Origin of the sequence: Pseudomonas taetrolens, from assembly GCF_900475285.1 — a bacterium.
Taxonomy (GTDB): domain Bacteria; phylum Pseudomonadota; class Gammaproteobacteria; order Pseudomonadales; family Pseudomonadaceae; genus Aquipseudomonas; species Aquipseudomonas taetrolens.
On sequence record NZ_LS483370.1, the window covers coordinates 409,537 to 433,590 of the forward strand.

Annotated in this window: 21 protein-coding genes; 5 read left to right on the forward strand and 16 right to left on the reverse strand. The window is 59.2% G+C overall.

What is annotated here, in order from left to right:
* Positions 1-67: 67 nt before the first annotated feature.
* Positions 68-1,102, reverse strand: coding sequence for an RHS repeat-associated core domain-containing protein (locus tag DQN55_RS01980; RefSeq protein WP_074702834.1), 1,035 nt, complete (start codon positions 1,100-1,102; stop codon positions 68-70).
* 65 nt (positions 1,103-1,167) lie between these two features.
* Positions 1,168-2,244 carry an RHS repeat-associated core domain-containing protein gene (locus tag DQN55_RS01985; protein WP_053070910.1) on the reverse strand — a complete coding sequence of 359 codons (1,077 nt, stop codon included), beginning with the start codon at positions 2,242-2,244 and terminating at the stop codon, positions 1,168-1,170.
* A gap of 264 nt (positions 2,245-2,508) precedes the next feature.
* Between DQN55_RS01985 and DQN55_RS01990 the strand changes: the two genes are divergently transcribed.
* A complete protein-coding gene (locus tag DQN55_RS01990; RefSeq protein WP_048380836.1) occupies positions 2,509-3,066 on the forward strand; it encodes a DUF2780 domain-containing protein in 558 nt (185 codons plus the stop codon).
* Between the two features lie 3 nt (positions 3,067-3,069).
* Here DQN55_RS01990 and DQN55_RS01995 read toward each other — a convergent pair whose 3' ends face one another.
* Positions 3,070-3,957, reverse strand: a complete 888-nt coding sequence (locus DQN55_RS01995) for an acyltransferase (protein WP_048380834.1) — start codon at positions 3,955-3,957, stop codon at positions 3,070-3,072.
* A 231-nt stretch (positions 3,958-4,188) separates the two neighbouring features.
* On the opposite strand from DQN55_RS01995, the gene rloA2 reads away from it, so the two are divergent.
* Positions 4,189-4,689, forward strand: coding sequence for a retropepsin-like aspartic peptidase RloA2 (gene rloA2 / locus DQN55_RS02000; protein ID WP_048380832.1), 501 nt, complete (start codon positions 4,189-4,191; stop codon positions 4,687-4,689).
* A 34-nt stretch (positions 4,690-4,723) separates the two neighbouring features.
* Here rloA2 and DQN55_RS02005 read toward each other — a convergent pair whose 3' ends face one another.
* The 7 genes from DQN55_RS02005 to DQN55_RS02035 form a co-directional block, all read right to left on the reverse strand.
* Positions 4,724-4,909 carry a hypothetical protein gene (locus DQN55_RS02005; RefSeq protein ID WP_048380830.1) on the reverse strand — a complete coding sequence of 62 codons (186 nt, stop codon included), beginning with the start codon at positions 4,907-4,909 and terminating at the stop codon, positions 4,724-4,726.
* Positions 4,909-6,018, reverse strand: a complete 1,110-nt coding sequence (locus tag DQN55_RS02010; RefSeq protein ID WP_048380828.1) for a PepSY-associated TM helix domain-containing protein — start codon at positions 6,016-6,018, stop codon at positions 4,909-4,911. The genes DQN55_RS02005 and DQN55_RS02010 overlap by 1 nt, the downstream gene beginning before the upstream one ends.
* A gap of 41 nt (positions 6,019-6,059) precedes the next feature.
* Entirely contained in the window at positions 6,060-8,474 is a 2,415-nt protein-coding gene (locus DQN55_RS02015; RefSeq protein WP_048380826.1) for a TonB-dependent receptor, read from the reverse strand.
* 90 nt (positions 8,475-8,564) lie between these two features.
* Entirely contained in the window at positions 8,565-9,542 is a 978-nt protein-coding gene (locus tag DQN55_RS02020) for a FecR family protein (protein ID WP_048380824.1), read from the reverse strand.
* Entirely contained in the window at positions 9,539-10,063 is a 525-nt protein-coding gene (locus DQN55_RS02025) for an RNA polymerase sigma factor (protein ID WP_162199351.1), read from the reverse strand. The genes DQN55_RS02020 and DQN55_RS02025 overlap by 4 nt, the downstream gene beginning before the upstream one ends.
* A 237-nt stretch (positions 10,064-10,300) precedes the next feature.
* Positions 10,301-11,011: a 3'-5' exonuclease gene (locus tag DQN55_RS02030; RefSeq protein WP_048380822.1), complete on the reverse strand. Its 711-nt coding sequence runs from the start codon at positions 11,009-11,011 to the stop codon at positions 10,301-10,303.
* The gene (locus tag DQN55_RS02035; RefSeq protein WP_048381680.1) at positions 11,008-12,942 is read right to left on the reverse strand and encodes a putative nucleotidyltransferase substrate binding domain-containing protein; all 1,935 of its coding nucleotides are present in this window, start codon (positions 12,940-12,942) and stop codon (positions 11,008-11,010) included. Before DQN55_RS02035 ends, DQN55_RS02030 begins: the two co-directional genes overlap by 4 nt.
* Positions 12,943-13,240: 298 nt before the next feature.
* Here DQN55_RS02035 and DQN55_RS02040 point away from each other — a divergent pair, with 298 nt between their 5' ends.
* Positions 13,241-13,687 carry a response regulator gene (locus tag DQN55_RS02040; protein WP_048380820.1) on the forward strand — a complete coding sequence of 149 codons (447 nt, stop codon included), beginning with the start codon at positions 13,241-13,243 and terminating at the stop codon, positions 13,685-13,687.
* Between the two features lie 129 nt (positions 13,688-13,816).
* Here the strand turns inward: DQN55_RS02040 and DQN55_RS02045 are convergent, their stop codons facing one another.
* Positions 13,817-15,994 carry a malate synthase G gene (locus DQN55_RS02045; protein ID WP_048380819.1) on the reverse strand — a complete coding sequence of 726 codons (2,178 nt, stop codon included), beginning with the start codon at positions 15,992-15,994 and terminating at the stop codon, positions 13,817-13,819.
* Between the two features lie 369 nt (positions 15,995-16,363).
* Between DQN55_RS02045 and DQN55_RS02050 the strand changes: the two genes are divergently transcribed.
* Positions 16,364-16,882: a glycine cleavage system transcriptional repressor gene (locus DQN55_RS02050; RefSeq protein ID WP_048380817.1), complete on the forward strand. Its 519-nt coding sequence runs from the start codon at positions 16,364-16,366 to the stop codon at positions 16,880-16,882.
* A 108-nt stretch (positions 16,883-16,990) separates the two neighbouring features.
* Here the strand turns inward: DQN55_RS02050 and rarD are convergent, their stop codons facing one another.
* The 5 genes from rarD to DQN55_RS02075 form a co-directional block, all read right to left on the reverse strand.
* Positions 16,991-17,878 (reverse strand): EamA family transporter RarD, encoded by an 888-nt coding sequence (gene rarD, locus DQN55_RS02055; RefSeq protein ID WP_048380815.1) that lies wholly within the window; start codon positions 17,876-17,878, stop codon positions 16,991-16,993.
* A gap of 211 nt (positions 17,879-18,089) precedes the next feature.
* Entirely contained in the window at positions 18,090-19,064 is a 975-nt protein-coding gene (locus DQN55_RS02060) for a serine/threonine protein kinase (RefSeq protein ID WP_048380813.1), read from the reverse strand.
* A gap of 212 nt (positions 19,065-19,276) precedes the next feature.
* Entirely contained in the window at positions 19,277-21,178 is a 1,902-nt protein-coding gene (locus DQN55_RS02065) for a PhoX family protein (protein WP_048380811.1), read from the reverse strand.
* A gap of 73 nt (positions 21,179-21,251) precedes the next feature.
* A complete protein-coding gene (locus tag DQN55_RS02070) occupies positions 21,252-22,016 on the reverse strand; it encodes a TOBE domain-containing protein (protein WP_048380809.1) in 765 nt (254 codons plus the stop codon).
* A 57-nt stretch (positions 22,017-22,073) separates the two neighbouring features.
* Complete coding sequence (locus DQN55_RS02075) at positions 22,074-22,814, reverse strand: ComF family protein (protein WP_048380807.1); 741 nt, start codon at positions 22,812-22,814, stop codon at positions 22,074-22,076.
* 88 nt (positions 22,815-22,902) lie between these two features.
* Here DQN55_RS02075 and bioB point away from each other — a divergent pair, with 88 nt between their 5' ends.
* On the forward strand, positions 22,903-23,958 hold the full coding sequence (bioB, locus tag DQN55_RS02080; protein WP_048380805.1) for a biotin synthase BioB: 1,056 nt from the start codon (positions 22,903-22,905) through the stop codon (positions 23,956-23,958).
* The last annotated feature ends 96 nt before the right edge of the window (positions 23,959-24,054 follow it).

Sequence of the window (24,054 nt, forward strand, 5' to 3'; positions counted from 1 at the left end):
AGCCTGGAGTGAACCGACGCCCGCTTGTTGTGGGCGTCCATTCAGACGGTGTGAAGCGCCACTCGATTTACAACGCCCTCCGGATTGCGCCCAGGGGGCGTTGTTTTTTTCGGGCGGTGCTTTTTTTTACCCACTCATAGTCCGGGGGGGCGAAATTGGCATATTCAGGAAGACTTGAGCGTCTTTGTGGCAAGCCCTCGGCAAAGTGGCGGCGCAGTGCCATAAGATCAGCGTCGTCTTCAGATAAATACATCCCCATTCGTCTTTCACCCAGAACGTTGTCTGATACCTGCGCAAGATCATTCAAGTCTATTGAGTCGGATCTGGGTAACGGCGGCACATTGAACGCCTGCAATGCTTCAACTTCCCGCGTGGTCCATGCGGCACTCTTACCACCCAACACCGTAGCCACTGGAGGCGTCGCAGGAGCAAGGGAGCCTGAGGCCGTGGGTGAAATTGAAAAGACGGACGAGGCTCTGGAAATAGAAGGAAAAGGAAGCGAAGAAGTCGACGCGATTGACGATTGCCTTTGCCGTGACGGAACCCTTAAACCGACCCGGTTTTGAAACCCTTTCCAGGCACTGATCAGGTGTTGCCAAAAATGCCCTGTGTCGTCTTCCCGGTTTATCGGATCGCCTGCGCAATAGGCATACGCGTTCATGCCGCCCTGGCCAAATGGACTCAGGTTGTCCGGACTATTGAAACGCATCAACACCGGGTTGAATGCCCGGAACCCTTGCCCCAGCAAGTAATGACCGGTCAGCGGATCCGGCTGCTCACCGTTGAAGCCCGGCAGACTGCTCACCAGGGCTCGGTGGCCGTAGGGCGTGTAGTGATGAACAGACGGGTTGGCGCTGGAGGGCAGGCTCCTCAAGACTGAGGCGTGTGCGTCGGTGGTCAGCAATGTGGTGTCGAGAGCAGTGCCCAGTCGTTGCAGGGCCAATGGTTGGGCGTCGTGCTCAAAAAAACACGTGTTGCGCTTATCCTCGATGACGGTGGCGAGGCGTGTTTTGTTGTAAAAGCGCTGGGCGCCATGGGCACCTCTCAGGCGATCCAGCGGGTCGTATTGATAACGGCTGAGCAGAACGTTGTGGGGCAACATGCTGGAACTCCCGTAAGTGTGAATATGTACAGGTGACCCTGAAGGGCTTGCCTCAACTCGATGAATCAGTTGGTTGCTCGTATGTTTGAGCCATAGGTAACGGGTCTGAAGTTTTGTTTAAAAGCCCGGGGTAAATATTTGGTGGGCGCGCGGTTCTTCTCAATGGCGAACACGGTGCGCGATGAATAGGTTTCGCCAACTTTGAGCGGTGGAATGATTTGATCGGGGTCTGATGTCATCACCGTCCCCTGGTAGGCTTTTACCGGGCGGCCTGTGATCAAAGACAACTCGGCCCCGAATGAGTTGGCCCCGCCATCGCCGGAATAGCACATGACTGTGCGCAAGTTTTCATACTGCTTTACGGCAAGTCCGTGGTTAGACGCCAGGTTATAAAGTGAGGCTGCATTAATGGCGTTTTTGTCATCGTACTTTAAGCGGTAGCCACCTTCGAACTCCGTCCCATGACCAATAAAGTTCAGCCTGCTTTTGTTTTTGTAAGTGTCCTCGAACGCAACGATGCCTTCCGAAAGTCGTGTCACATTTTTAACGGATTTAACCTGCGCGCCCGTGATGCGGGATTGGGCTTTTATCACGCCACGAGAGAGAAAATTCAGGAAGCGGGACGCGTAGTGCCCGCTTGGGTCTACCCGATTTACCGGATCACCTTGGCCATACGCATACGCGTTAATTCCCCCCTCCTCAAACGGGCTCAAACTGTCCGGGCTGTTGAAACGCATCAACACCGGGTTGAATGCCCGATACCCTTGCCCCAGCAAGTAATGGCCGGTCAGCGGGTCGTGGTGTTCGCCGTTGAATCCCGGTACTCCTGGCCGGCTGCTCGCTGCGGCTTGATGGCCGTAGGGTGTGTAGTGATGAGTGGAGGGGCTGGCGGCAGCAGGCAGGCTGGTCAACACCGACGTGTGCGCGTCGGTGGCTAGCAATGTAGTGTCGGCGGCGGTGCCCAGTCGTTGCAGTGCCAATGGTTGGGTGCCGTGTTCGAGAAAGCGCGTGCTGCCGTCGTTCTCAATCTCACTGGCGAGGCGCGTGTGGCTGTAAAAGCGCTGAGTGCTGTGGGCACCTGTCAGGCGATCCAGCGGGTCGTACTGATAACGGCTGACCAAGACATTACGGGCGGGGGCCATACTGAACTCCAGTCATTGATGCGAACCAGAACCTAGCATCCCTTGGGGCGCTGAACCTGTATAGCTAGCAGAACTGTTAGGTTTTGGTGCGGTAAATGACTGGGCAGCGCCACCGTAGGCAGCGCGCAGCAGACTGTTTTGATTTAACATCGAGCACCGATAGATTCGATAGTGGCACTTGGGAACATCTGCCTCGGTTTTGGGTCAAACTCACAGTTTTACTGCTCGCTACCGGGTGGTTTTTTGGTTCTAGAGGTTGAAGCGATGAAAAAGTTGAGCGGCGTGGCACTGGCAACATTGATGACTGTGGCGGCGAGCCCGGTGTTTGCAGGTTTCAGCATGAGCGACGTGGCTGGTATCGCGGCTCAGGTTCAAGGCGGCAACGGCAATGGCGCAAGCACAGACAAGTCGCTGCAGGCGGCTGGTCTGCTGGGCGAACTGTCCAAGCTTGACGTTAAGCCGGAACAGGCAGCAGGCGGTGTGGGTGCGATGTTGAGCCTGGCCAAGAACCAACTGACCGGCTCCGACTACTCGGAACTGACCAAGGAAGTGCCGGGCATCAACAAACTGTCTGGCGCAGGCGCGTTGGGTCAACTGAGCCAACTGGGCGGCTTGCTGGGTAAAACCGATGGTGTCAGCTCGGCAGCGACCAGCGCTGTCAGCAACGTGTCCAACACTGCTGAGCTGGACGCCGCGTTCAAGGCCCTGGGCATGGACAGCGGCATGGTCGGTCAATTCGCCCCGATCATTCTCAAGTACCTGGGCGGTGAAGGTGTCGGTACTTCGTTGCTGGGCAAACTGGGCAGCGCCTGGGGCGTTTAACCCTTAGCCGCGCTCGGCACGCAAGGTGCTGATGCGCTGGTCTTTCTTGATCCAGAGCTGGTTGATCCAGCTCTGGACATGTTCGCGGAACACCGGATCGTTCTCGTAATCGCCCTGCCACAACGCCGCGTCCAGCTCGCGGGTCTGAATGTCGACAATCACCTTGGGCACTTGCCCGCTGATCAGCGCCCAAAAGCCTGGAATGTCCGGCTGTGGATACACCACGGTCACATCGAGCACGGCATCCAGCTGTTCACCCATCGCTGCCAGTACAAACGCCACGCCCCCCGCCTTGGGTTTGAGCAGGTAGGTATAGGGCGATTGTTGTTGGGCGCGCTTGGCCGGGGTAAAGCGTGTGCCTTCGAGGTAATTGACCACCGTCACCGGCTGGCGCTTGAACAGTTCACAGGCGGCCCGGGTGATCTTGAGGTCTTCGCCCTTGAGCTCCGGGTGCCGGGCTAAAAAAGCCTTTGAATAGCGTTTCATGAACGGGTAGTCGAGCGCCCACCAGGCGAGCCCCAGAAAAGGTACCCAGATCAGTTCTTTTTTCAGAAAGAATTTGAAGAACGGCGTGCGTCGGTTCAACCCCTGCATCAGCGCCGGAATATCGACCCATGACTGGTGATTGCTGATCACCAGGTACGACGTGTCGCGGCTCAGGCCTTCTGCCCCGCGTATGTCCCAGCGGGTGGGCAGGCACAGGGCAAAAATACGCTTGTCGATCTCGGACCAGGTTTCGGCGATCCACATGACCGCGCTGGAGTTGTAATCGCGCAGGCGCCCCGGTGACACCAGTTTGAGCAGCGCAAACAGCATGAGCGGCCCGAACAGGATCAGGGTGTTGCACAGCAATAACAGGGTAACCAAACAGCCGGTGAGCAGGCGGCGCATAAATAACTCTTGAACGTCCAGTGACCGGCCATGATAAGCAGACGGCTTCAGATCGCCAAATCGTCTGGCTGACAAATGTTTCACACGTCATGGGTTACCGTGTACTGAACACTGTCGATGCGAGCGTGCTCGCGATAGCATCACCCCGGAAAACCCGACCCACCGAGTCGCCTGCATGACGAGCCTGTTCGCTCTCCCGCAGGCGGCCAGTCATGAAAGGAAAATGCCGCCATGAAGTCTGTTCTAGCCTTGCTATCCCTGTTGGCATTGCCGGTGATGGCCGCCGATCCGACCCTGTACGGGCGCTACGAATACATCAAATTGCCTGAGATCGGCGAAACCCTCAAAGCCAAGATGGACACCGGCGCGTTGACCGCTTCGCTGTCGGCCAAGAACATCGAAACCTTCACCCGCGATGGCGAGCCGTGGGTGCGCTTCCAGCTGGCCACCGATGGCGCGAGTAAAAAAGTCTACGAGCACAAAGTGGCGCGGATCAGCAAAATCAAAAGTCGTGCGGATGAAGATGAAGACAAGGAGTCGGCAGAAAGCGCCAAGCGTCCGGTCGTCGATCTGGAGATGTGCCTGGGCAACGTCAAGCGCACGGTTGAGGTCAACCTCACCGACCGCAGCAGTTTCAATTACCCGCTGCTGATCGGTGCCAAGGCCTTGCGTGAGTTTGACGCCGCGGTAAACCCGGCGCGCCGTTACACGGCCGACAAACCGGATTGCTGATGTAACGACCTGCGCAGGTTCCGTTGTCGGGGGGTCATGCTTGCCGGCGGCGGAGCAACCCGCGCAGGCTGATCCACACCGGTATGCCCAGGCCGAGCCAGCTCAGCGTATCCCACGCACCGTCATCCAGCAGTGCGCTGAACAGTCCCGTTGCGCTGATCAGGGCGATGGCCAGGGGGATGGAGAACACCTTCCAGAAATTCGACTGACGCGGTTTCATCAGGTGTTTTCCTTGGCTGTGCGGCGGCGTGCCCACCACAGGTACAGGCCGCTGCCGAGCACCACGATGGTCAGCAGGTCGAGGGCTGCCCAGAGAATCTTCATCGGCATGCCGCCGTAGTCTCCAAAGTGCAGGGGCTGAGACATGCCCATCGCATCCATGTACCACGGCCGTTCGGCCACAGCGGTGACTTCAAGCGTACTGGCGTCGATCAGCACCGGTGTCAGCAGATGTGAAGTCAGATGCGTGCTGCCCTTCATGAATACCCCGTAATGATGCTCGCTGGAGAACCGTGTACCGGGAAAGGCGATAAAGTCCGGGCGCATGCCGGGGGCGGCCGTGGCAGCGATGTCCAGCAGGCGACTGGCCGGCGCGAGCCGGGTCAGGGGGGGCGCGTCGCGATAAGGTTCGACCATCGCGCTGAGGCTGTCGGTACGCCAGGCGGCGATAATCAGGTCGGCACAGGCGCTGATGACCCCGGTAACGCCCACCACCAGAGCCCAGGTCAGGGTCACGACTCCGATCAGGTTATGCAGGTCGAGCCAGCGCAGGCGGGTGGATTTGTCGGTGCGTACCATGGCGAAGTCGTGACGGCGCATGAACGGCAAGTACAGCACCGCGCCCGAGATGATCGCCAGCACAAACAAAAGCCCCATGAACGCTAGCAGCAGCTTGCCGGGCAGGCCGGCAAACATATCGACGTGCAGGCGCAGCATGACCATCATGATCCCGCCATTGGCCGACGGCATTTCCAGGGCTTCGCCGGTGCGCGCATCGAGCATGAAGGTATGCGACGAGTTGGGCTCGGTACCCGCCGTGGCGGCCATGATCGCGACTACTGCATTGGGCTCGTCTTCGTCGTAGCCGAAATACTGCATCACCTCGTCGGGCCGATGAGCCTCGGCGGCCTTGACCAGTTGTTGCAGATTGAGATGAGGCGTTCCTTCGGGCATCTGCCGCAACTCTGGCGCGTCCCCCAGCAGATGGTCGATTTCATGGTGAAAAATCAACGGCAAACCGGTCAGCGCCAGCATCAGCAAAAAGGCGGTGCAAATCAGGCTGGTCCAGGTATGTATAAAAGACCAGCGGCGGATGGTTTTGCTTTTCATGATGTTCCCAAATACAAAAAAACAACCACTGCAGGAGCGCTTTAGAACTCCAGCTGGGCTGAGAACTGTACGGTGCGTGGATCGCCCAGGTAATGGCTGTTGAGCCAGTACTCTTTGTTCGCCAGGTTACTGACGTTCATGCGCAAGGTCAGATCGTTCTCCGACACCTTCATGCGATAGCGCGCGCCCGCATCAAAGGTGGTGAAGGACGGCAACTGGTAGTCGTTGGCTTCGTCGGTGTACTGCTTGCCGGTGTAGAACGCGCCACCGGTCAGGGCCAGGCCAGGTACGCTGTTGATGTCGTATTCGGCATACACCTTGGCCAGTTGCTTGGCGACATTCACCGGCGCATTGCCGTCATTGGCTTTGACGTCGGCGTCTTTGATCTTCGGATCAAGCAAGGTGAAGCCGCCGATCACGGTCATCTCGGGTGTGACTTTGCCCGTTACGCTGAACTCCAGGCCGTTGTTCACCTGGGTGCCGCTCTCGGTGTAAACCATCGACTCGCCGAGGAACCCGTTGGGTTTCTCGATGTTGAACAAGGCCAGGGTCAGCAAGGTTTCGCCCACGGTGGCCTTGGCGCCTATTTCGTACTGTTTGCTGACTTGCGGGGCGAAGATTTCGCCTGCGTTCAGCGCGTTGTAAGGTGCCGTCCCACCTGCCTGAAGACCTTCGATGTAGGTGGCATAGGTGGTCAGCCAAGGCACAGGCTTGTAAATAAGCGACACGCTGGGTGACGTCTTGCTCTCGTCGTAGCGGGTTTTCTTCTCGGGTGAGGAGTAGATGAAGTCATTGGCATAAGACTTGATTTGAGTCCGGGTCACGCCAAGGATGCTCGACCATTGATCGTTGAGGGTGATGACGTCGCCAATCAGGAAATTGTTGGATTGAGACGTGCTCGCCAGACGTTTGTTGCCATTACCGATCGAGTAGCCGGGTTTGTCGACTTGCTGACCCGTGCCGAAGGGTAAGGTGCCGCCGCCCACATCGACATATTGCGGTGGCGAACTGGGGACATGGTCCTCGTACTGCTTGATGCGCGAGTTGTTACCCTGGTAACCCAAGGTCATTTTATGGCCGATCGAACCTGTCTCGAAGGCCGCGTCCAGGAACAGGTAAGCCGAGTTTTCCTGATGCTCGATTGGTGCAAACGCATACAACGGTTGGGTATATCCCCCCGCGCTGTAGACGGTCGGGCCGGTGTAGGTGTTCTCTTCGGTGTATTTCTGCGAGGAGACAGCACCGCGCAGGGTGAAGGTGTCGTCCAGACGCCATGTGGCTCGCACGCCGCCCTTGTCGGTTTCGTTGTCCGAGAATGCCCACTTCTGGCTGTACAACTTGTCGTTGTCCAACTGCGAAGCGCGAGGTCTTAGCGCCTGATCCCCGAAGTACCAATAACTGGTGACACCGCGGATTTGGGTTTTCTTGTGCGAAGCGTCGAACTGGATTTGCAGGTCGTCGCTGACGTTCCAGTCCACCGCCAGGCTGATCATTTCCCGACGGCGCTTCTGCATGTCGATAGCGGTTTCGCCATCCTGGGTCAGCAGGTTCAAGCGATAGGCAAATTTGCCTTCATCATCGATGGGGCCACCGAAATCACCATGCAGGTAATAGTTGTCACCGCCGGCATTGCCCAGGGTCACGCTGCGATAGTTTTGATAGGTCGGGCGTTTAAGCACGTAGTTGGCCAAACCACCGGGAGAGGCGGGGCCATACAAAAAACCGGTGAGACCGGTGATGACTTCCAGTTGCTCGGTTTCTTCCAGAAAGTTGCCTGCATCTGCGCCTGTGGTAAAGCGCAGGCCGTCGTTGGCAATGTTCAGGCTGCCCGAGCTGCTGAAACCACGAATATTGACTGCGCTGGCATAGCCCGCCCCTGTCGGGGAATACACTTGGGTGAACGGGTTGCGTTTGAACACGTCATCCAGCGAGGTGGCCTGCATGTTTTTGAGCAGTGCTTGAGACGTGACGCTCATGGAATAGGGCGTGTCTTGCAACTTCATCCCGCCCAGCGCGCCGACATTGCTGATGTTCTCGCTGACATACCCGGCGGCTTCCGAACCTTCGGCCACTGCTGCGGCGTTAATGTTCACGTCACCCAGGGTCAATGCGCCTTCGACCACCGGGACTAACGTGTAAGACCCGCTGCCGCTCTGCTGCAACTGCAACCCCGTCCCGCGCAATGCTTCGCGCAGGGCCGTGGTGGCTTCGAATGTGCCTTCGACCGGGGCCGAGGTTTTACCGGCCAGCAGAGAAGAATCAATGGCCAGCGTCACACCCGCCTGGCTGGCGATCTGATTCAGTGTGGTGGCCAACGGCCCGGCTGGCAGGCTGTAGCTGCGGGCGGTCGAGCTTTGCTCGGCGGCCATCAGCGCAGTACTGGCCAGCGGAGCGCTGAGGGCGATGGCAATGGCCAGCAGACTTGGGCGCAAAAGCGTGTCGAGGGTACGTGACATTCGGCGAATTCCTGAATGGAAGTGTTTCTCAATGCCTTTATGCCGAACGAATTTCGGAAAGTGATAGGGCTGATCGAAAATTATTTGTATTTAGCGCGTTTGCGCCTTGGCGCTGACTGTGACCCACCATGGCGTACGCTGCTGGATCTGCACCGGCAGGGTAGGCTGCAAGGCATTGAGTGCCAGCTCGAGATTATTCAGCGGGAAGCTGCCGGTGATGCGCAGATCGGCGACCTCGGGTTCGACACCCAGGTGGCCCCGGTGATAACGGTTGAGCTCGCGAACCATATCGGCCAGGCGCACGTTATCGAGCACCAGCATGCCGCGGGTCCAGGCATCGGCGCCGACATTGACGGCGAGCATCTGTCCGAGGCTGTCGCGATGCATCAGCACCTGCTGGCCTTCACTGTAGATACGTTCATCGGGGCTGCCTTGCGGATGGGCAGCGACCCGGGACTGCAACACGCTGAGGCGCGTGCCGTCATCCTCGCGCTTGACCAGAAACCGTGTACCCAATGCACGCAAGTTGCCATCGGCGGTTTGCACGATAAATGGCCGGGGGTCGTCATGCCCGGTTTGCACGAGGATTTCACCTTCATGCAGCACGATCAGACGGGTTTTATCGTCAAACCGCACGTCTACGGCGCTGTGGGTGTTGAGGTTGAGCAGGGTACCGTCGGCCAGGCGCAGTTGGCGTTGCTCGCCGGTCGCGGTGCGCTGGTCGGCCATCCAGTAATCGAGGGGCAGATAGTTTTTACCGGCGAACAAGGCCAGGCCACACACCAAGACAATGCTTGCCAGGCCGCCGCCGAGTTTGCGCACGCGTTGCTGCACACCACTGCGGGCGCTCAGCAAGGCCTTACGGACCGGGACAGTGGTGCTGCTGAAACGGTGGTCGAGCATGCCCAATTGCAACCAGGCGCGAGCGTGTTCTTCGCTGGCGGCATACCACTTGGCAAATTCGGCTTGCTCCATCGCGCTGCCATTGCCGCAATCCAGGCACAGTTGCCAGGCGATGGCGGCATCCAGCACCCGCGCCGAGACCGGTTTGGAGCTGACGGCGCTCATGCCGGTTCACCGTACAGGGCGATGTAGCACTGGCGGATGCCTTGGGCCAGATACTGGCGCACGCGGGGTACGGACACACCCAGGCGCTCGGCGATTTCAGCGTGGCTCAAGCCATCGAGGCGACTATAGAGAAAGGCGGAGCGGGACTTGCTCGACAGCTTGCCCAGCAGACGATCGATGGCCTTGAGGTCTTCAAGGATCAGTTGCTGCTCCTCGGGCGAGGGTTGCTCGGCCTCGGGGATCAGCATCAGTTCGTTGAGGTAGGCCTGTTCCAGTGCCGCGCGTCGGAAGTAATCAAACAGCAGGCCCTTGGCGACCGCTGCCAAAAATGCGCGGGGCTCACGGGGTGCCTTGAGGTCAGTACGCCCCAGCAGCCGCACGAACGTATCCTGGCTGAGGTCTTCGGCCCGTTGCGGACACGCTACGTTGCGGCGCAACCACGCCAGCAGCCAACCGCGATGGTCGCGATAAAGCGATCCAACCAGTTCACTGTGCGGGGTTTGGGCTGACGACAAAGACATCACCGGTTGCAGTTTTAACTAACGATAATTATTCGCGATTGTGTCAGAGCCAATAGTGATGCGCAATTGACACTCATCGGATGGCAGGCAGCCAGATCAAAAGCCGGACGTAGCCTCGTTCCACTCGTCAACTGCTACGGCAACCCTGTCGCGCGCCCCATTGGATACGCCCCGGTGTTTTCAGACTACTGCGCCTGTCATCGCTGCCGAAGGCTGCGAGAAGGTGTGCTGCCATGCTTAGAAGCTGTGGACCTGTTTGCGCCGTTGCCACTGGTTCAGCCGTTGTTGCAGGGCAAGCGGGCTGTGAATGCCTTGGGCCCGGGCCCGGCTGAACAGGATCAACGCCAGTTCGGCGGTGGCCAAGGCATCGGCGCTGGCGTTGTGGCGGTTTTCAATCTGCAGGTTGAAGTGCTCAATCCACCGATCCAGCCCCGCATCACGCTGGGTGACCTGCGGGCAGAGCATGGGGGCCAGCATTGCTACATCCATGAACGGGTGCTGCAAGCGGTAGTCAAGGCTGTCCTTCAGGGCCCGGGCCAGCATGTGCTGGTCAAACGGTGCATGAAACGCCAGCAACGGGCTCTCACCGACAAATGCCAGAAAATCCAGCAGGGCTTGCGCGGGGTCGCTGCCGGCGGCAATCGCACCGGGCCCCAGACCATGTAACAGCACGCTGGGGTTGAGCGGGGTGTGAGCGCGCAACAAGGTGCGTTCAAACGATTGGCCCAGATCGATCGCCCCGTCTTCAATCACTGTCGCGCCAATCGACAGCACCTGATCGCGGTTGAGGTTCAAACCACTGGTTTCCAGATCGACAACAACCCAGCGCTGCTGGCGCAAAGACATATCGCTCCACCCCGCGGCAGGCGGCAGTTGCAACACGCGCTGTTGTTGCTCAAGGCTCAACACCGGCTTTTTACGGGGTAACAGCCAGGACAGAAAACTCATAACTGGTACCGCAGGGCCAGGCTGCTTTGCAGGCGCTGGGCCTGGCGCAGCGCCTCACGCAGGATCCGCCGATCCAGCTGGTTCAATTGGTCAGGGTCGAGTCGATTGGAGTACGGGCGGTTTTCCCGGGTTTGCCGTTGATGCTGCTGCATGCGGGTTTGCTGAATAAAGTGATACGCCTCTTCATAGGCTGCGCCGTCCTGCGGATCAATCACGTTCAATGTCACCAGTTGGCGTAACCGTTCCAGGGTGTTGTTGGCTTCGACGCCATGGGCCAGTGCCAGCAGCCGGGCGCCGTCGACAAAAGGTGTCAGACCCTGGATTTTAAGGTCCAGGGTGGCCTTGTCGCTGCCTTTGCGTTCCAGCACAAACTCGCGGAAACGCCCCACGGGCGGACGATGGCGCAGCGCGTTGTCGGCCATCATGCGCTGGAACAGTCGGTTATCGGCCACTTGCTCCAGAATGCCGCGGCGCAACTGCTGGCAGCCTTGTTTATCCCCCCAGACCACGCGCAAATCGAAGTAGATGGTGGATGCCAGCAGGTTATCGGGGGTGGTCTCGCGGATAAACGCGGCAAAACGTCGGGCCCATTCCGCACGTGACAGGCACAGCTCGGGGTTGCCGGCCATGATGTTGCCCTTGCACAAGGTGAAGCCGCAGGCAGCCAGATGCTGGTTGATTTGCTGCGCGATGGGCAGCAGGCGCTGACGGATATCGGCGGCCTCGGCGCCGTCTTTGGCGTCGAACAGAATGCCGTTGTCCTGATCGGTGAAAAGCGTTTGCTCGCGCCGGCCTTCGCTGCCAAAGCACAGCCAGCTGAAGGGCACGCCAGGGTCGCCTTTGTCGGCCAGTACCAGCTCGATTACCCGGCGCACGGTGTGGTCGTTGAGCTGGGTGATGAGGTGAGTGATCTGGGTAGAGGAGGCGCCGTGGGCCAGCATCCTGTCCACCAGTTGACCTATTTCACCGCGCAGATTGATCAGGTTCTCCAGCCGTGGTGCGTGGCGAATGGTGCGGGCCAGGTGCACCAGGTCCACCCGTTGCAGGGAAAACAAGTCGCGTTCGGACACCACGCCGCACAGGCGTTGATCCTTGACCAGACACACATGGGCAATGTGCCGTTCAGTCATGGCAATGGCGGCGTCGAAAGCGCTGTGGTCTGGGCTCAGGTAAAACGGCTGCGGGGTCATGTGCAAGTGGATGGCTTGCTCGAAATCCTGAAGACCGCTGGCCACCACCTGGCGCAGGTCACGCAAGGTAAAAATTCCCAATGGCGCCTGCTGCGCGTCGACCACCACGATACTGCCGACCTGTTGCTCATGCATCAGGCGCACGGCTTCGCGCAGAGCGGTTTCGGGGCGGCACATCACAGGGTGCCGCATGGCCAGCTCACCCAGGCGGGTATTGAGCGAGTATTGGGTGCCAAGGGTTTCAACGGCTTTCTGCTGAACCTGCTGATTCACTTTGTCGAGCAAACTGCTGACGCCACGCAGGGCAAAGTCGCGGAACTCTTCCGACAGGGCAAACAGCTTGATAAAGGCCAGCTTGTTCAGCTGCAGACAAAACGTGTCTTCGGCGGCGCGGTGTTCGGTGCGGGTGGCACGTTCGCCCAGCAAGGCTGCAAGGGGGAAGCACTCACCGGTGGTGATTTCAAAGGTGGTTTGCGCTTCTTCGCGACCTACATGGGTGCGTTCGCCCACGACACGGCCTTGCTTGACGATGTAAAAGTGCTCCACCGGCCCGTCAGTTGGCCGGATGATGCTTTCACCGGGGCCATAGAAGCGCAGTTGACACTGCTCGACCAGGTACGCCAGGTGAGTGTTTTCCATTTGGTTAAAGGGCGGGAATCGCTGCAAAAACTGCATGGTGCCGTGAATGTTCTGCAGCACTGCTGTTTTCCCTGCCTGGAGAAACGCATCCGATTTGCTCATTGCCATTACCGCGTGCCTGGCCTTTGGTTAGCCGTTGTTGTTATGACGGGGTGGGGCGCGCCCCACGAGGTGTCTCATTCCTTCATGCTCGGTTGTCTTTACGTGGGTGCCCATTGGACGTAAGTCTATGGAGAGGCACCCGTGGACGGCTTTTGAAAAAACTCATGGGCTTTTTGCTGTTTTCTTACGCTGGAGGGCTTGGAAATACACGCGTCAAAGCGCACATTGGGACACGATAGAGGGATAGCCGACTACGCCACTGGGATACTCAGCTGATAGCGCAGCTTTCGAGACCTGTATGACAGAACACGATATTTTGACCGACGATGAACGTGAGGCCTTGAAAGAGGTGATGCAAGCACCTTCGGCCCAGGATTGCGTGTTGCTGGTGGAAGATGACGAGGCGTCTCGGGAGCTGATGTTAGAGTTGCTGGAATTGCACGGCATTGACTGCGTGGCCGCCAGTAATGAAGCTGAAGCGCTGGCGCTGCTCAAGTCCAACACGTCTATCGGTTTGATCCTGACTGACCTGCGCATGGAACCCCATGATGGCTTGCACCTGACTCGCAAGGTACGCCATTCGGAACTGGCGGCCTTGCCGGTGATCATCATGTCCGGCAATGCAGAGGTTCGGGATGCGATCGATGCCATGCACCTGAGCGTGGTGGATTTTCTGCTCAAGCCGATAGATGTCGAGAGATTACTGGAACTCATCAGGCGCGAGTTGCACCTGCCAGACCAGTGATCCCGAAAACCTGAGAACAGGCGGCTGTCGTTGTCGACCGTAGCCGCTGATGAAAACACCCCAAAAGCCGGACGGGTATCCAGCGTTTGGGGTGTTGTTCATTCAGGCCGGGCTTTAGCGAGCGCTTACTTACACGCCGTTTTTAGCCTTGAACTCACGTCGACGGCGATGCAGCACCGGCTCGGTGTAGCCATTGGGCTGTCGAGTGCCTTCGATCACCAGTTCGACCGCCGCCTGGAAGGCGATGTTGCTGTCGAAGTCCGGTGCCAGCGGACGGTACAGGGCGTCGTTGGCGTTTTGACGGTCGACCACAGGGGCCATGCGCTTGAGGCTTTCGAGGACTTGAGCCTGGTTGACGATGCCATGACGCAGCCAGTTGGCGATGTGCTGGCTCGAAATACGCAGCGTTGCACGGTCTTCCATCAAACCGACGTCATGGATGTCGGGTACTTTCGAACAACCGACACCCTGATCGATCCAGCGCACCACGTAACCCAGAATGCCTTGCGAGTTGTTGTCCAGCTCGTTCTGGATCTGCTCGGCGCTCCACTGCGGATTCACCGCCAGCGGAATGGTCAGAATGTCATCTACCGATGCCGGTGCGCGCTTGGCCAGCTCGGCCTGGCGGGCAAATACGTCGACCTTGTGGTAATGCAACGCGTGCAAGGCAGCGGCGGTCGGTGAAGGCACCCAGGCGGTGTTGGCACCGGCCAGCGGGTGAGCGATTTTCTGTTCCAGCATCGCGGCCATCAGGTCGGGCATGGCCCACATGCCTTTGCCGATTTGCGCACGGCCTTGCAGGCCAGTGCTCAAGCCGACATCGACGTTGTTGTTCTCATACGCCGAAATCCACTTTTCGCCTTTCATGTCTGCCTTGCGCACCATCGGCCCGGCTTCCATCGAGGTATGGATCTCGTCGCCGGTGCGGTCCAGGAAGCCGGTGTTGATGAACACCACACGCTCGCTGGCAGCTTTGATACACGCCTTGAGGTTGATCGTGGTGCGGCGCTCTTCGTCCATGATCCCGACTTTGAGCGTATTGCGTGGCAGCTTCAGCACGTCTTCGATGCGACCGAACAGCTCATTGGTGAACGCCGCTTCTTCAGGACCGTGCATCTTTGGCTTAACGATGTACACCGAGCCGGTGCGGCTGTTTTTGCGCGAGGACTTGCCATTGAGGCTGTGGATCGCGGCAAGGCTGGTCAGCAGGCCATCGAGGATGCCTTCGGGCACCTCATTGCCGTTCTTGTCGAGAATCGCGTCGATGGTCATCAAGTGGCCCACGTTACGCACGAACAACAGGGAACGACCGTGCAGATTGACGGTGCCACCTTCAGGCGTGGTGTACGCGCGATCCGGGTTCATGGTGCGGGTAAAGGTTTCGCCGCCCTTGGACACTTGCTCGCTCAGGTCGCCCTTCATCAGGCCAAGCCAGTTGCGGTAGATCACCACTTTGTCATCCGCATCGACGGCGGCGACCGAGTCTTCGCAGTCCATGATGGTGGTCAGGGCGGATTCCATCAGCACGTCTTTAACGCCGGCCGCGTCGGTCTGGCCGATGGCGCTGGAAGCGTCGATCTGGATTTCGAAATGCAGGCCGTTGTGTTTCAGCAGGATGGCAATCGGTGCTGTGGCCTCACCCTGGTAGCCGATCAATTGCGCAGTGTCGCGCAGGCCCGAGTGGGCACCGCCCTTGAGCGTGACGCGCAGGGCACCGTCGACAATCGCATAAGCCGTGGCGTCAACATGAGAGCCGGTGGCCAGTGGCGCGGACTCATCCAGGAAAGCGCGGGCGAAGGCGATGACCTTGTCACCACGGACCTTGTTATAGCCTTTGCCCCGCGTTGCGCCATCGGCCTCGCTGATGGCATCGGTGCCATACAGCGCGTCGTACAGCGAGCCCCAGCGGGCATTCGAGGCGTTGAGGGCAAAGCGTGCATTCATGACCGGCACCACCAGCTGCGGGCCAGCCATGCGGGCGATTTCGTCATCGACGTTTTGCGTCGTTGCCTGGAAATCCGCAGCTTCTGGCTGCAGATACCCGATATCTTGCAAGAAGGCTTTGTAAGCCACGGCGTCATGGGCTTTGCCGGCATGAGTCTGGTGCCAGGCATCAATCCGCGCCTGTAGATCATCGCGTTTGGCGAGCAGTGCTTTGTTCTTGGGTGCCAGGTCATGGATGACCTTGTCAGCACCGGCCCAGAACTGGTCGGCGTCGAGGCCGGTACCGGGAATGGCTTCGTTGTTTACGAAGTCGAACAGGACTTTGGCGACCTGCAGGCCACCGACTTGAACGTGTTCAGTCATTGCTTGCCTCACTCATTTTTATTTAAAGCCTGGAGCGCTTCTCAAAACACCGCGTGAGCTCATGCTGGCGGGGTTGTACGGGGTATAGCAGACGCCTTGGCGAACCGTGTTGCTAATTATGTAGTGGTCGCCGGGGCATACTACATGATCAATTGCAGATGTGAAAATCAGACTAATCACGTCGTTCTTCGACCGTTTTCAGGCGATCGGTCACATAGAAGAACAGGATGTTCTCAAGAAATACATAGGTTGTTCCAGATAATTATAAAAACAGTACACAATTCTTTATCGCCCTGGCGCCTGCAAGGCCTGCGTCGATGTGGCGCTCAGTGCCTATACTCAACCGATTCCTAACAAGAGAGCCGCGCCATGAACCATCTCGTGATTACGGTCTTTGCTCAGGACAAGGCCGGGCAGGTTGAGCGTATCGCTCAGTGCATCGCAGAACACGGCGGCAATTGGCTGGAAAGTCGAATGTCGCGAATGGCCGGACAATTTGCCGGGATCCTGCGCGTAGGCGTGCCTGCCGAAGCCCATGACGGATTGGTGGATGCGCTACAAGGTTTGAGTGCGGAAGGGATTCGGGTCTTGATTGCTGAAAGCGGGATTGAGCAATCCTGCACCTGGAAGCCCATCGCGATGGAACTGGTGGGTAACGACCGTCCCGGCATTGTGCGTGACATTACCCAGGTGCTGACGGAGCACGGCGTCAACCTGGAGCGGCTGGTGACCGATGTGCGGCCTGCTCCCATGAGCAATGAGCCGTTGTTTCACGCCGAAGCGATACTGGCCGTGCCGTTGACGTTGTCGCTGGAGGTGTTGCAACGGCGCCTTGAAACCCTGGCCGACGAACTGGTGGTTGAGCTGATGCTGCGCACCGACGATTAATCCACAGGGGTTATCCCATGAAACGCTGCATCCGCCTGTGGATAACCTTTGGAGAACATGTTGCAGGCCTTATAGGGCAAGGCCTGCAACGATCTGTACGTTTTTTGATCAGTTACGGCGGCGCATGCTGAACCAGGCATCGAGGCTATACACCACCAATCCGGCCCAGATGAACATGAACGCGATCAACGTGCTGTCGGATAAATGCTCGCCAAACAGCAGAACGGCCTGGATCAGCACCAGAGTGGGGGCCAGGTACTGCATGAAGCCCAGAGTGGTGTAGGGCAGATGTCGCGCAGCGGCGTTAAAGCACACCAGCGGGATCAGCGTGGCCGGGCCGGCGGCGACCAGTAACCAGGCTTCGGAGCTGGTCCAGAACGCTGCCTGGGCGCTATTGGCGCCCGGGTGCATCAGCAACCAGCCTATTGCGATGGGCACCAGAATCCATGTCTCCACCACCAGGCCCGGCAGCGCCTGGACCGGTGCCTGCTTGCGGATCAGTCCGTAAAAACCAAAGGTCAGCGCCAGTACCAGTGACACCCACGGCAAACTACCGACTTGCCATACCTGTTGGGCCACACCCACGGCTGCCAGCCCGACGGCGATCCACTGCAGGCGGCGCAGGCGCTCGCCCAGCAGCAACATGCCGAGCAGCACGTTCACCAGCGGGTTGATGTAGTAACCCAGACTGGCTTCCAGCATGCGGTCGTTGTTCACGGCCCACACATAAGTCAGCCAGTTGCCGGCAATCAACAGACCACTGAGGGTGAGCACACCGATGCGCTTGGGGTTGTCGCGCAGTTCCTGCCACCAGCCGGGGTGTTTCCAGAACAGCAGCAACAACGACCCGAACAACGCAGACCAGAGCACCCGGTTCACGATGATTTCGGCCGCGGGTACGCTGGCCAGCAGTTTGAAGTAGAGCGGGAAGAGTCCCCAGATGATATAGGCGCTGAGGCCTAAGATGTACCCGCGACGCGGGTTGGCGGCTTGCATGCAGAATCCTTGCTTAGGCAACTAACGGACGAAAAGAGAAGAAGAGTGTAAGCAAAATTTGTAGCAGTTGCCGAAGGCTACGTCCGATTGCGAAGCGATCGTAAATCCTGAGGACCAGGTTCCCCCAGGAGATCCCGGTCGCAGGCTTTACGACGGCGTTGCCGCCGGACGCAGCCTTCGGCAGCGGCTACAGGATCGGTTTTCGAGTAGGTCAGAACAGTTTCAATGGCTCTTCATTCAGGGCCGACAATTGCTCGCGCAAGGCCAGTATCTGATCGCCCCAATAGCGTTCGGTGCCAAACCAGGGAAAGCTGTGGGGGAAGGCCGGGTCGTCCCAGCGACGGGCAAGCCAGGCGCTGTAATGCATGAGGCGCAGGGCGCGCAGCGGTTCGATCAACGCCAGTTCACGAGGGTTGAAGTCATGGAACTCGCTGTAGCCGTCCATCAGCTCAGACAACTGGCCCAGGCACTCCTGGCGATCGCCCGCCAGCATCATCCACAAATCCTGTACCGCGGGGCCCATGCGGCAGTCATCGAGGTCGACGATATGGAACACCTCGTCGCGGCACATCATGTTGCCGGGGTGGCAATCACCGTGCATGCGGATGTTGGTGTGCGGTGTGGCGGCGTACACGTCTTCGACGCGCTTGAGCAGGTCCCGGGCCACGGACTCGTAGGCCGGGAGCAGGCTACGAGGAATGAAATTGCCTTCAAGCAAGGTAGTCAGCGAGTCGTGACCGAAGTTTTTCACGCCCAGCGCTTCGCGGTGCTCAAACGGCTTGGTTGCACCCACGGCATGCAAGCGGCCCAGCAGTTGCCCGAGGCGGTACAGCTGGTCGAGGTTGCCGGGCTCAGGCGCACGGCCGCCGCGGCGCGGAAACAGGGTAAAGCGAAACCCGGCATGCTCAAACAGGCTTTTATCGTTGTGAATCATGGGCGCGACAACAGGAACATCGCACTCGGCCAGCTCGAACGTGAAGCGATGTTCTTCGAGGATCGCTTCGTTGGTCCAGCGCTGAGGACGGTAGAACTTGGCGATCAGCGGTTCCGAGTCTTCGATACCGACCTGGTACACACGGTTTTCATAACTGTTGAGCGCAAGCACACGGGCATCGCTCAAGAAACCGATGCTTTCGACGGCATCGAGCACCAGATCTGGGGTAAGTGTTGCAAACGGATGAGACATGCTGACTCCTGCGCGCAGCAGGCTGCCGCGTCCGGCCATGCATGTTAGCGCAGACCGGTTGGCAGAGGGCGACTGAAATGGGCGGAGCCGCTCTGCCAACCCCTGTAGCTGCTGCCGTAGGCTGCGATGGGTGACGCAGCGACCCTGAAAGATTGAAGGTCCTGCGGCCCTTTTCGCAGCCTGCGGCAGCGGCTACAAGGCCTGTGGTCGTCTCAAGCCCCGACGATACCGCCGTCCTCACGGCTGATGGCCATGACCGAGGAGCGCGGTTTGCCGTTGGGCAGGTGTTCAGGGAACGTTGAGCCGCCGTTTTCGCCTGGGTGCTGGATGCCGACAAACAGGGTTTTGTAATCCGGCGAGAAGCTGATACCCGTGACTTCGCAGCCCACCGGGCCGACCATGAAACGACGGATTTCCCCGCTGGCAGGATCGGCGCACAGCATCTGGTTGTTGCCCATCCCGGCAAAGTCGCCGGCATTGCTGGCGTCGCCATCTGTCAGGATCCACAACCGTCCGGCATCATCGAACCCCATGCCATCGGGGCTGTTAAACATATTGTGCGGGGTGATGTTGGCCGAGCCGCCTTTCGGGGTTTTGGCATGCACAACCGGGTTGCCCGCCACCACAAACAAATCCCAGTCAAATGCCGCCGCCGCGTGGTCGTTGTTGCGTTCCTTCCAGCGCAGGATCTGCCCATACACGTTTTTCTCGCGCGGGTTGGGGCCACCGGCCGGCTGGCCGTCTTCTCCGCGTTTGACGTTGTTGGTCAAGGTGCAATAGACCTGGCCATCCTTGGGGCTGACCACGATCCATTCCGGGCGGTCCATGCGCGTTGCGCCGACCGCGCTGGCCGCCAGGCGGGCGTGGATCAATACTTCAGCCTGATTGGCGAAACCGCTGCTGCTGTCGAGGCCGTTTTTGCCGTGGCTCAATTCGATCCACTGGCCCTGGCCTCTGGGGCGGTCCGGGTTCTTGTCGCCAGCATCGAAGCGCGCGACGTAGAGCGTGCCCTGGTCGAGCAGATCGTGGTTGGCCTTGGGGTTCTTGTGGTCGATTTTGTCGCGGCTAATGAACTTGTAAATGAACTCGCCACGTTCGTCGTCGCCCATGTACACCACGGCACGGCCGTCGAGGGTTTCGGCCAGAGCCGCGTTTTCATGCTTGAAGCGGCCCAGCGCGGTACGTTTGACCGGCACCGACTGGGGATCGAACGGGTCGATCTCTACGACCCAGCCGTGGCGATTGAGTTCGTTGGGATTGACCGCGATATCGAAGCGCGGGTCGTGCAGATGCCAGTCGATCTCTTTGCTGGCGGCAACCACGCCATAGCGCTTTTGCGCCGGGTCGAAAGCCTGCGCGGGGTCTGAACTGCCAAAGCAATCCGTGAAGTTCTCTTCGCAGGTGAGGTAGGTGCCCCATGGGGTTTTGCCATTGGCGCAGTTCTGGAACGTCCCCAGTGCGCGGGTACCTGTGTTGTCTGCCCGGGTTTTCAGTAGCGCGTGGCCCGCTGCCGGGCCGCCAAGCCGAATCGGTGTGTTGCCATGAATACGGCGATTGAAGGGCGAGCCTTGAACAAACTGCCAGGCATCGCCCTTACGCTGGATCTCGATGACTGACACGCCTTCGCTGGCCTGGGCCTTGCGCACCTCTTGCGCAGAGGTGGGCTGGCCGCCATGAGGATAGAGGTAGCGATAGTTGGTGTATTCGTTGTTGATCGCCATCAGGGCGCGGTTCGGGTCATCCGGGAAGGCGAACAGGCTCATGCCGTCATTGTTGTCACCGAACTGCACTTCCTGAGCATCGGCGCTGCCGTTGCCGCTGGAATCAAATGCGGGGCCGTTGGCTTGCAGAGGTTGCCCCCAACTGATGAGCACCGCCGAGCGGTAGCCGGGTGGCAGGCTGATGCTGTCGGCAGTGGCGGCAGCGATGCTGTCAAACCCCAGCAGTTGGCTGGTGCCGGCACTGATGCTTGAAGCCAGTGCGCTGCGGCTCAGAAGACCGCCCCCCAAAAACATTGCGGCACCGCACAGCGCACCGGCGCTGATAAACCCCCGTCGACTGAGGCCTACGATTTGCTCAAGGTCGGTGGATTGATCTTCTTCTAATAGGTTCATGGCAGGCTGGGCTCGTGACGATTTTTGCAGTCACCTTAATCAGCGGGTGTGACAGGGATGTTTCAACACGCAGTTACAGCGGGGTACCGAGCAGTACCAGAGACGGCGCGAACTGCACCCGGGTCGGGCTACCGGCTTGCAAACCGAGTGTTTCAAGGTGCTGCTGCTCTGTCAGGGCGCAAAGGGTTTGCCCGTTGGGCAGGCTGATGCGCACTTCGCTGGGACCATTATCGGCCTGCAGGATCTGCTCTACCTGGCCATGCAGATGGTTGTGTCCGGCAGCGATATCCTGCCGGGTATCGATCACTTGCAGCCAGCCGGCCTTGATCAGTGCCACCACCGGGGTGCCAATTGCGAGTTCCAGGCGCTGGGTGCTGTCGCGGGTGATTTGTGCCTGCAGGGTGAGACCGCCGGGGAGTTCCAGGTGGATCAGGTCGTAGTGGCCATGCCCATGAATGGCAATCACGCTGCCGTGCAGCTGGTTACGAGCGCTGGTGCGCAGCATCAATCGACCGAGCAGGTCGAGGTCTTCGACGTCTTCGGTCGCGTCCAGCACCTGGCTTTGCAGGGCTTGTAGACGCTGGTAAAGCCGCAACACGCGCTCGCCTGCCACCGATAGGCGGGCGCCCCCGCCGCCCTTGCCGCCCACGATGCGCTCCACCAGTGGGGTTTGCGCCAGGTTATTCAGTTCATCGATGGCGTCCCACGCAGCCTTGTAGCTGATACCGGCGCTTTTTGCCGCGGCGGTGATCGAACCTTGCTCGGCAATATGCTGCAGCAAGGCGATGCGCTGGGGGCGGCGGACGATGTGTTGCGTGAGCAGAGTGGGCAAGTGCATGACGACGGATTCGCAAAGCGGTTGAAGGCTGGAAAGTGCCTGTACAACCTGGTCACGTCAAGGCGGCCCATCAGGCTTGGGGGTGCGGGCCAGGCAATACACGTCGACCCGTCGCGCACCGGCCTTGATCAGCAGGCGGGCCAGGCTTTCAGCGGTGGCACCGGTGGTCAGCACGTCATCCACCAGCGCCAGGTGCAGGCCGTTCACCTGCACCCCGGGGGCGAGGGTGAATGCCTGGAGCAAATTGCGCTTGCGGGTTTTGGCATCCAGCGCCTGTTGCGCGGGGGTGTCCTGAGTGCGCAGCAGCCAATGCTCATGGCAAGGGATGGTCACGAGCGGGCTGAGCCAGTGAGCGAGCATTGCTGCCTGGTTGTAACCGCGTTTGCGCAGACGCCGGGTAGACAGGGGTACGGGCAACAGGACATCGGGTCGAGGGGTGCCGGAGTTGAAGCTATCGAGCAGCGATTGACTTAGAAGTTCGGCTAATAATCGACCATAGGGCCATTTTCGGTTGTGTTTGAAACGGATGATCAGGCTGTCTACGGGAAAGCTGTAGGCCCAAGGCGCATGCACAGCCTCAAAGGCAGGGGGGTGCCTGATGCAGTGACCACACGTCAGTCCTGCCATGGGCAGCGGCAAGGCGCAACGCTGGCAACTGTCGCCCAGCCACGGAAGCTCAAGTTCGCAGGGTGTGCACATGGCCAGCCCGTCATCGGTTGATTCATCGCACAATAAGCATGATTGGTTACTTAATAGCCAGATGTAAACCAGCTTTATCCATTGTGGTTGACAGTTCATCGTTCATCCTTAAACATGCCGAGCATCCGTGCCGTGCCTGAGGCGCTTGCTTCAGGTTCAAGTCAAAGCATAAACAAGAGATACGCCGATGAGCGCCAGCAGCCTTGCCAACTTGCGACATGATTGGTCTTTAGCCGAAGTCCGAGCGTTGTTCGTCCAGCCGTTCAATGACCTGTTATTCCAGGCGCAAACTGTTCACCGCGCGCATTTCGATGCCAATCGGGTGCAGGTCTCGACCTTGCTTTCGATCAAGACCGGCGCCTGTCCGGAAGATTGCAAATATTGTCCGCAGTCGGGTCACTACAACACCGGCCTGGCTAAAGAGAAGCTGATGCAAGTGCAGGCCGTGCTGGAAGAAGCCGCGCGCGCCAAGGCGATTGGTTCCACCCGGTTCTGCATGGGCGCCGCCTGGAAGCATCCGTCCGCCAAGGACATGCCTTACGTGCTGGAGATGGTGAAAGGGGTCAAGGCCCTCGGCCTGGAAACCTGCATGACCCTGGGCAAACTCGATCAGGAGCAAACCGCGGCGCTGGCCCACGCCGGTCTTGATTACTACAACCACAACCTCGACACCTCGCCGGACTTCTATACCAGCATCATCACCACGCGCACTTACAGCGAGCGCCTGGAAACCCTGAGCTATGTGCGCGACAGCGGGATGAAAATCTGCTCCGGCGGGATCCTGGGCATGGGCGAGTCGCTGGATGACCGCGCCAATCTGCTGATTCAACTGGCCAACCTGCCGGAGCACCCCGAGTCGGTGCCAATCAACATGCTGGTGAAAGTTGCCGGCACGCCGTTGGAAAACGCCAAGGACATCGATCCCTTCGACTTCATTCGCATGTTGGCAGTGGCGCGGATCATGATGCCGCAGAGCCATGTGCGACTGTCGGCCGGGCGTGAAGCCATGAACGAGCAAATGCAGGCGCTGGCGTTTTTTGCTGGGGCCAACTCGATTTTCTATGGCGAGAAGTTGCTGACCACAGCCAACCCTCAGGCCGACAAGGACATGCAGTTGTTCAGCCGTCTGGGCATCCTGCCCGAAGCGCGTGAGGATCACGCTGACGAAGTGCACCAGGCGGCCATTGAGCATGCGTTGATGGATCAGAAATCCGGCGAGCAGTTCTACAACGCTGCGGTTTAAACCTGACGCAGGCCTGTAGCCGCTGCCGCAGGCTGCGACAAGGCCCGCGTGGCGTTCGCTTTTCATAGCCGGGCCGGGGTCGTTTCGCTGCTTGTC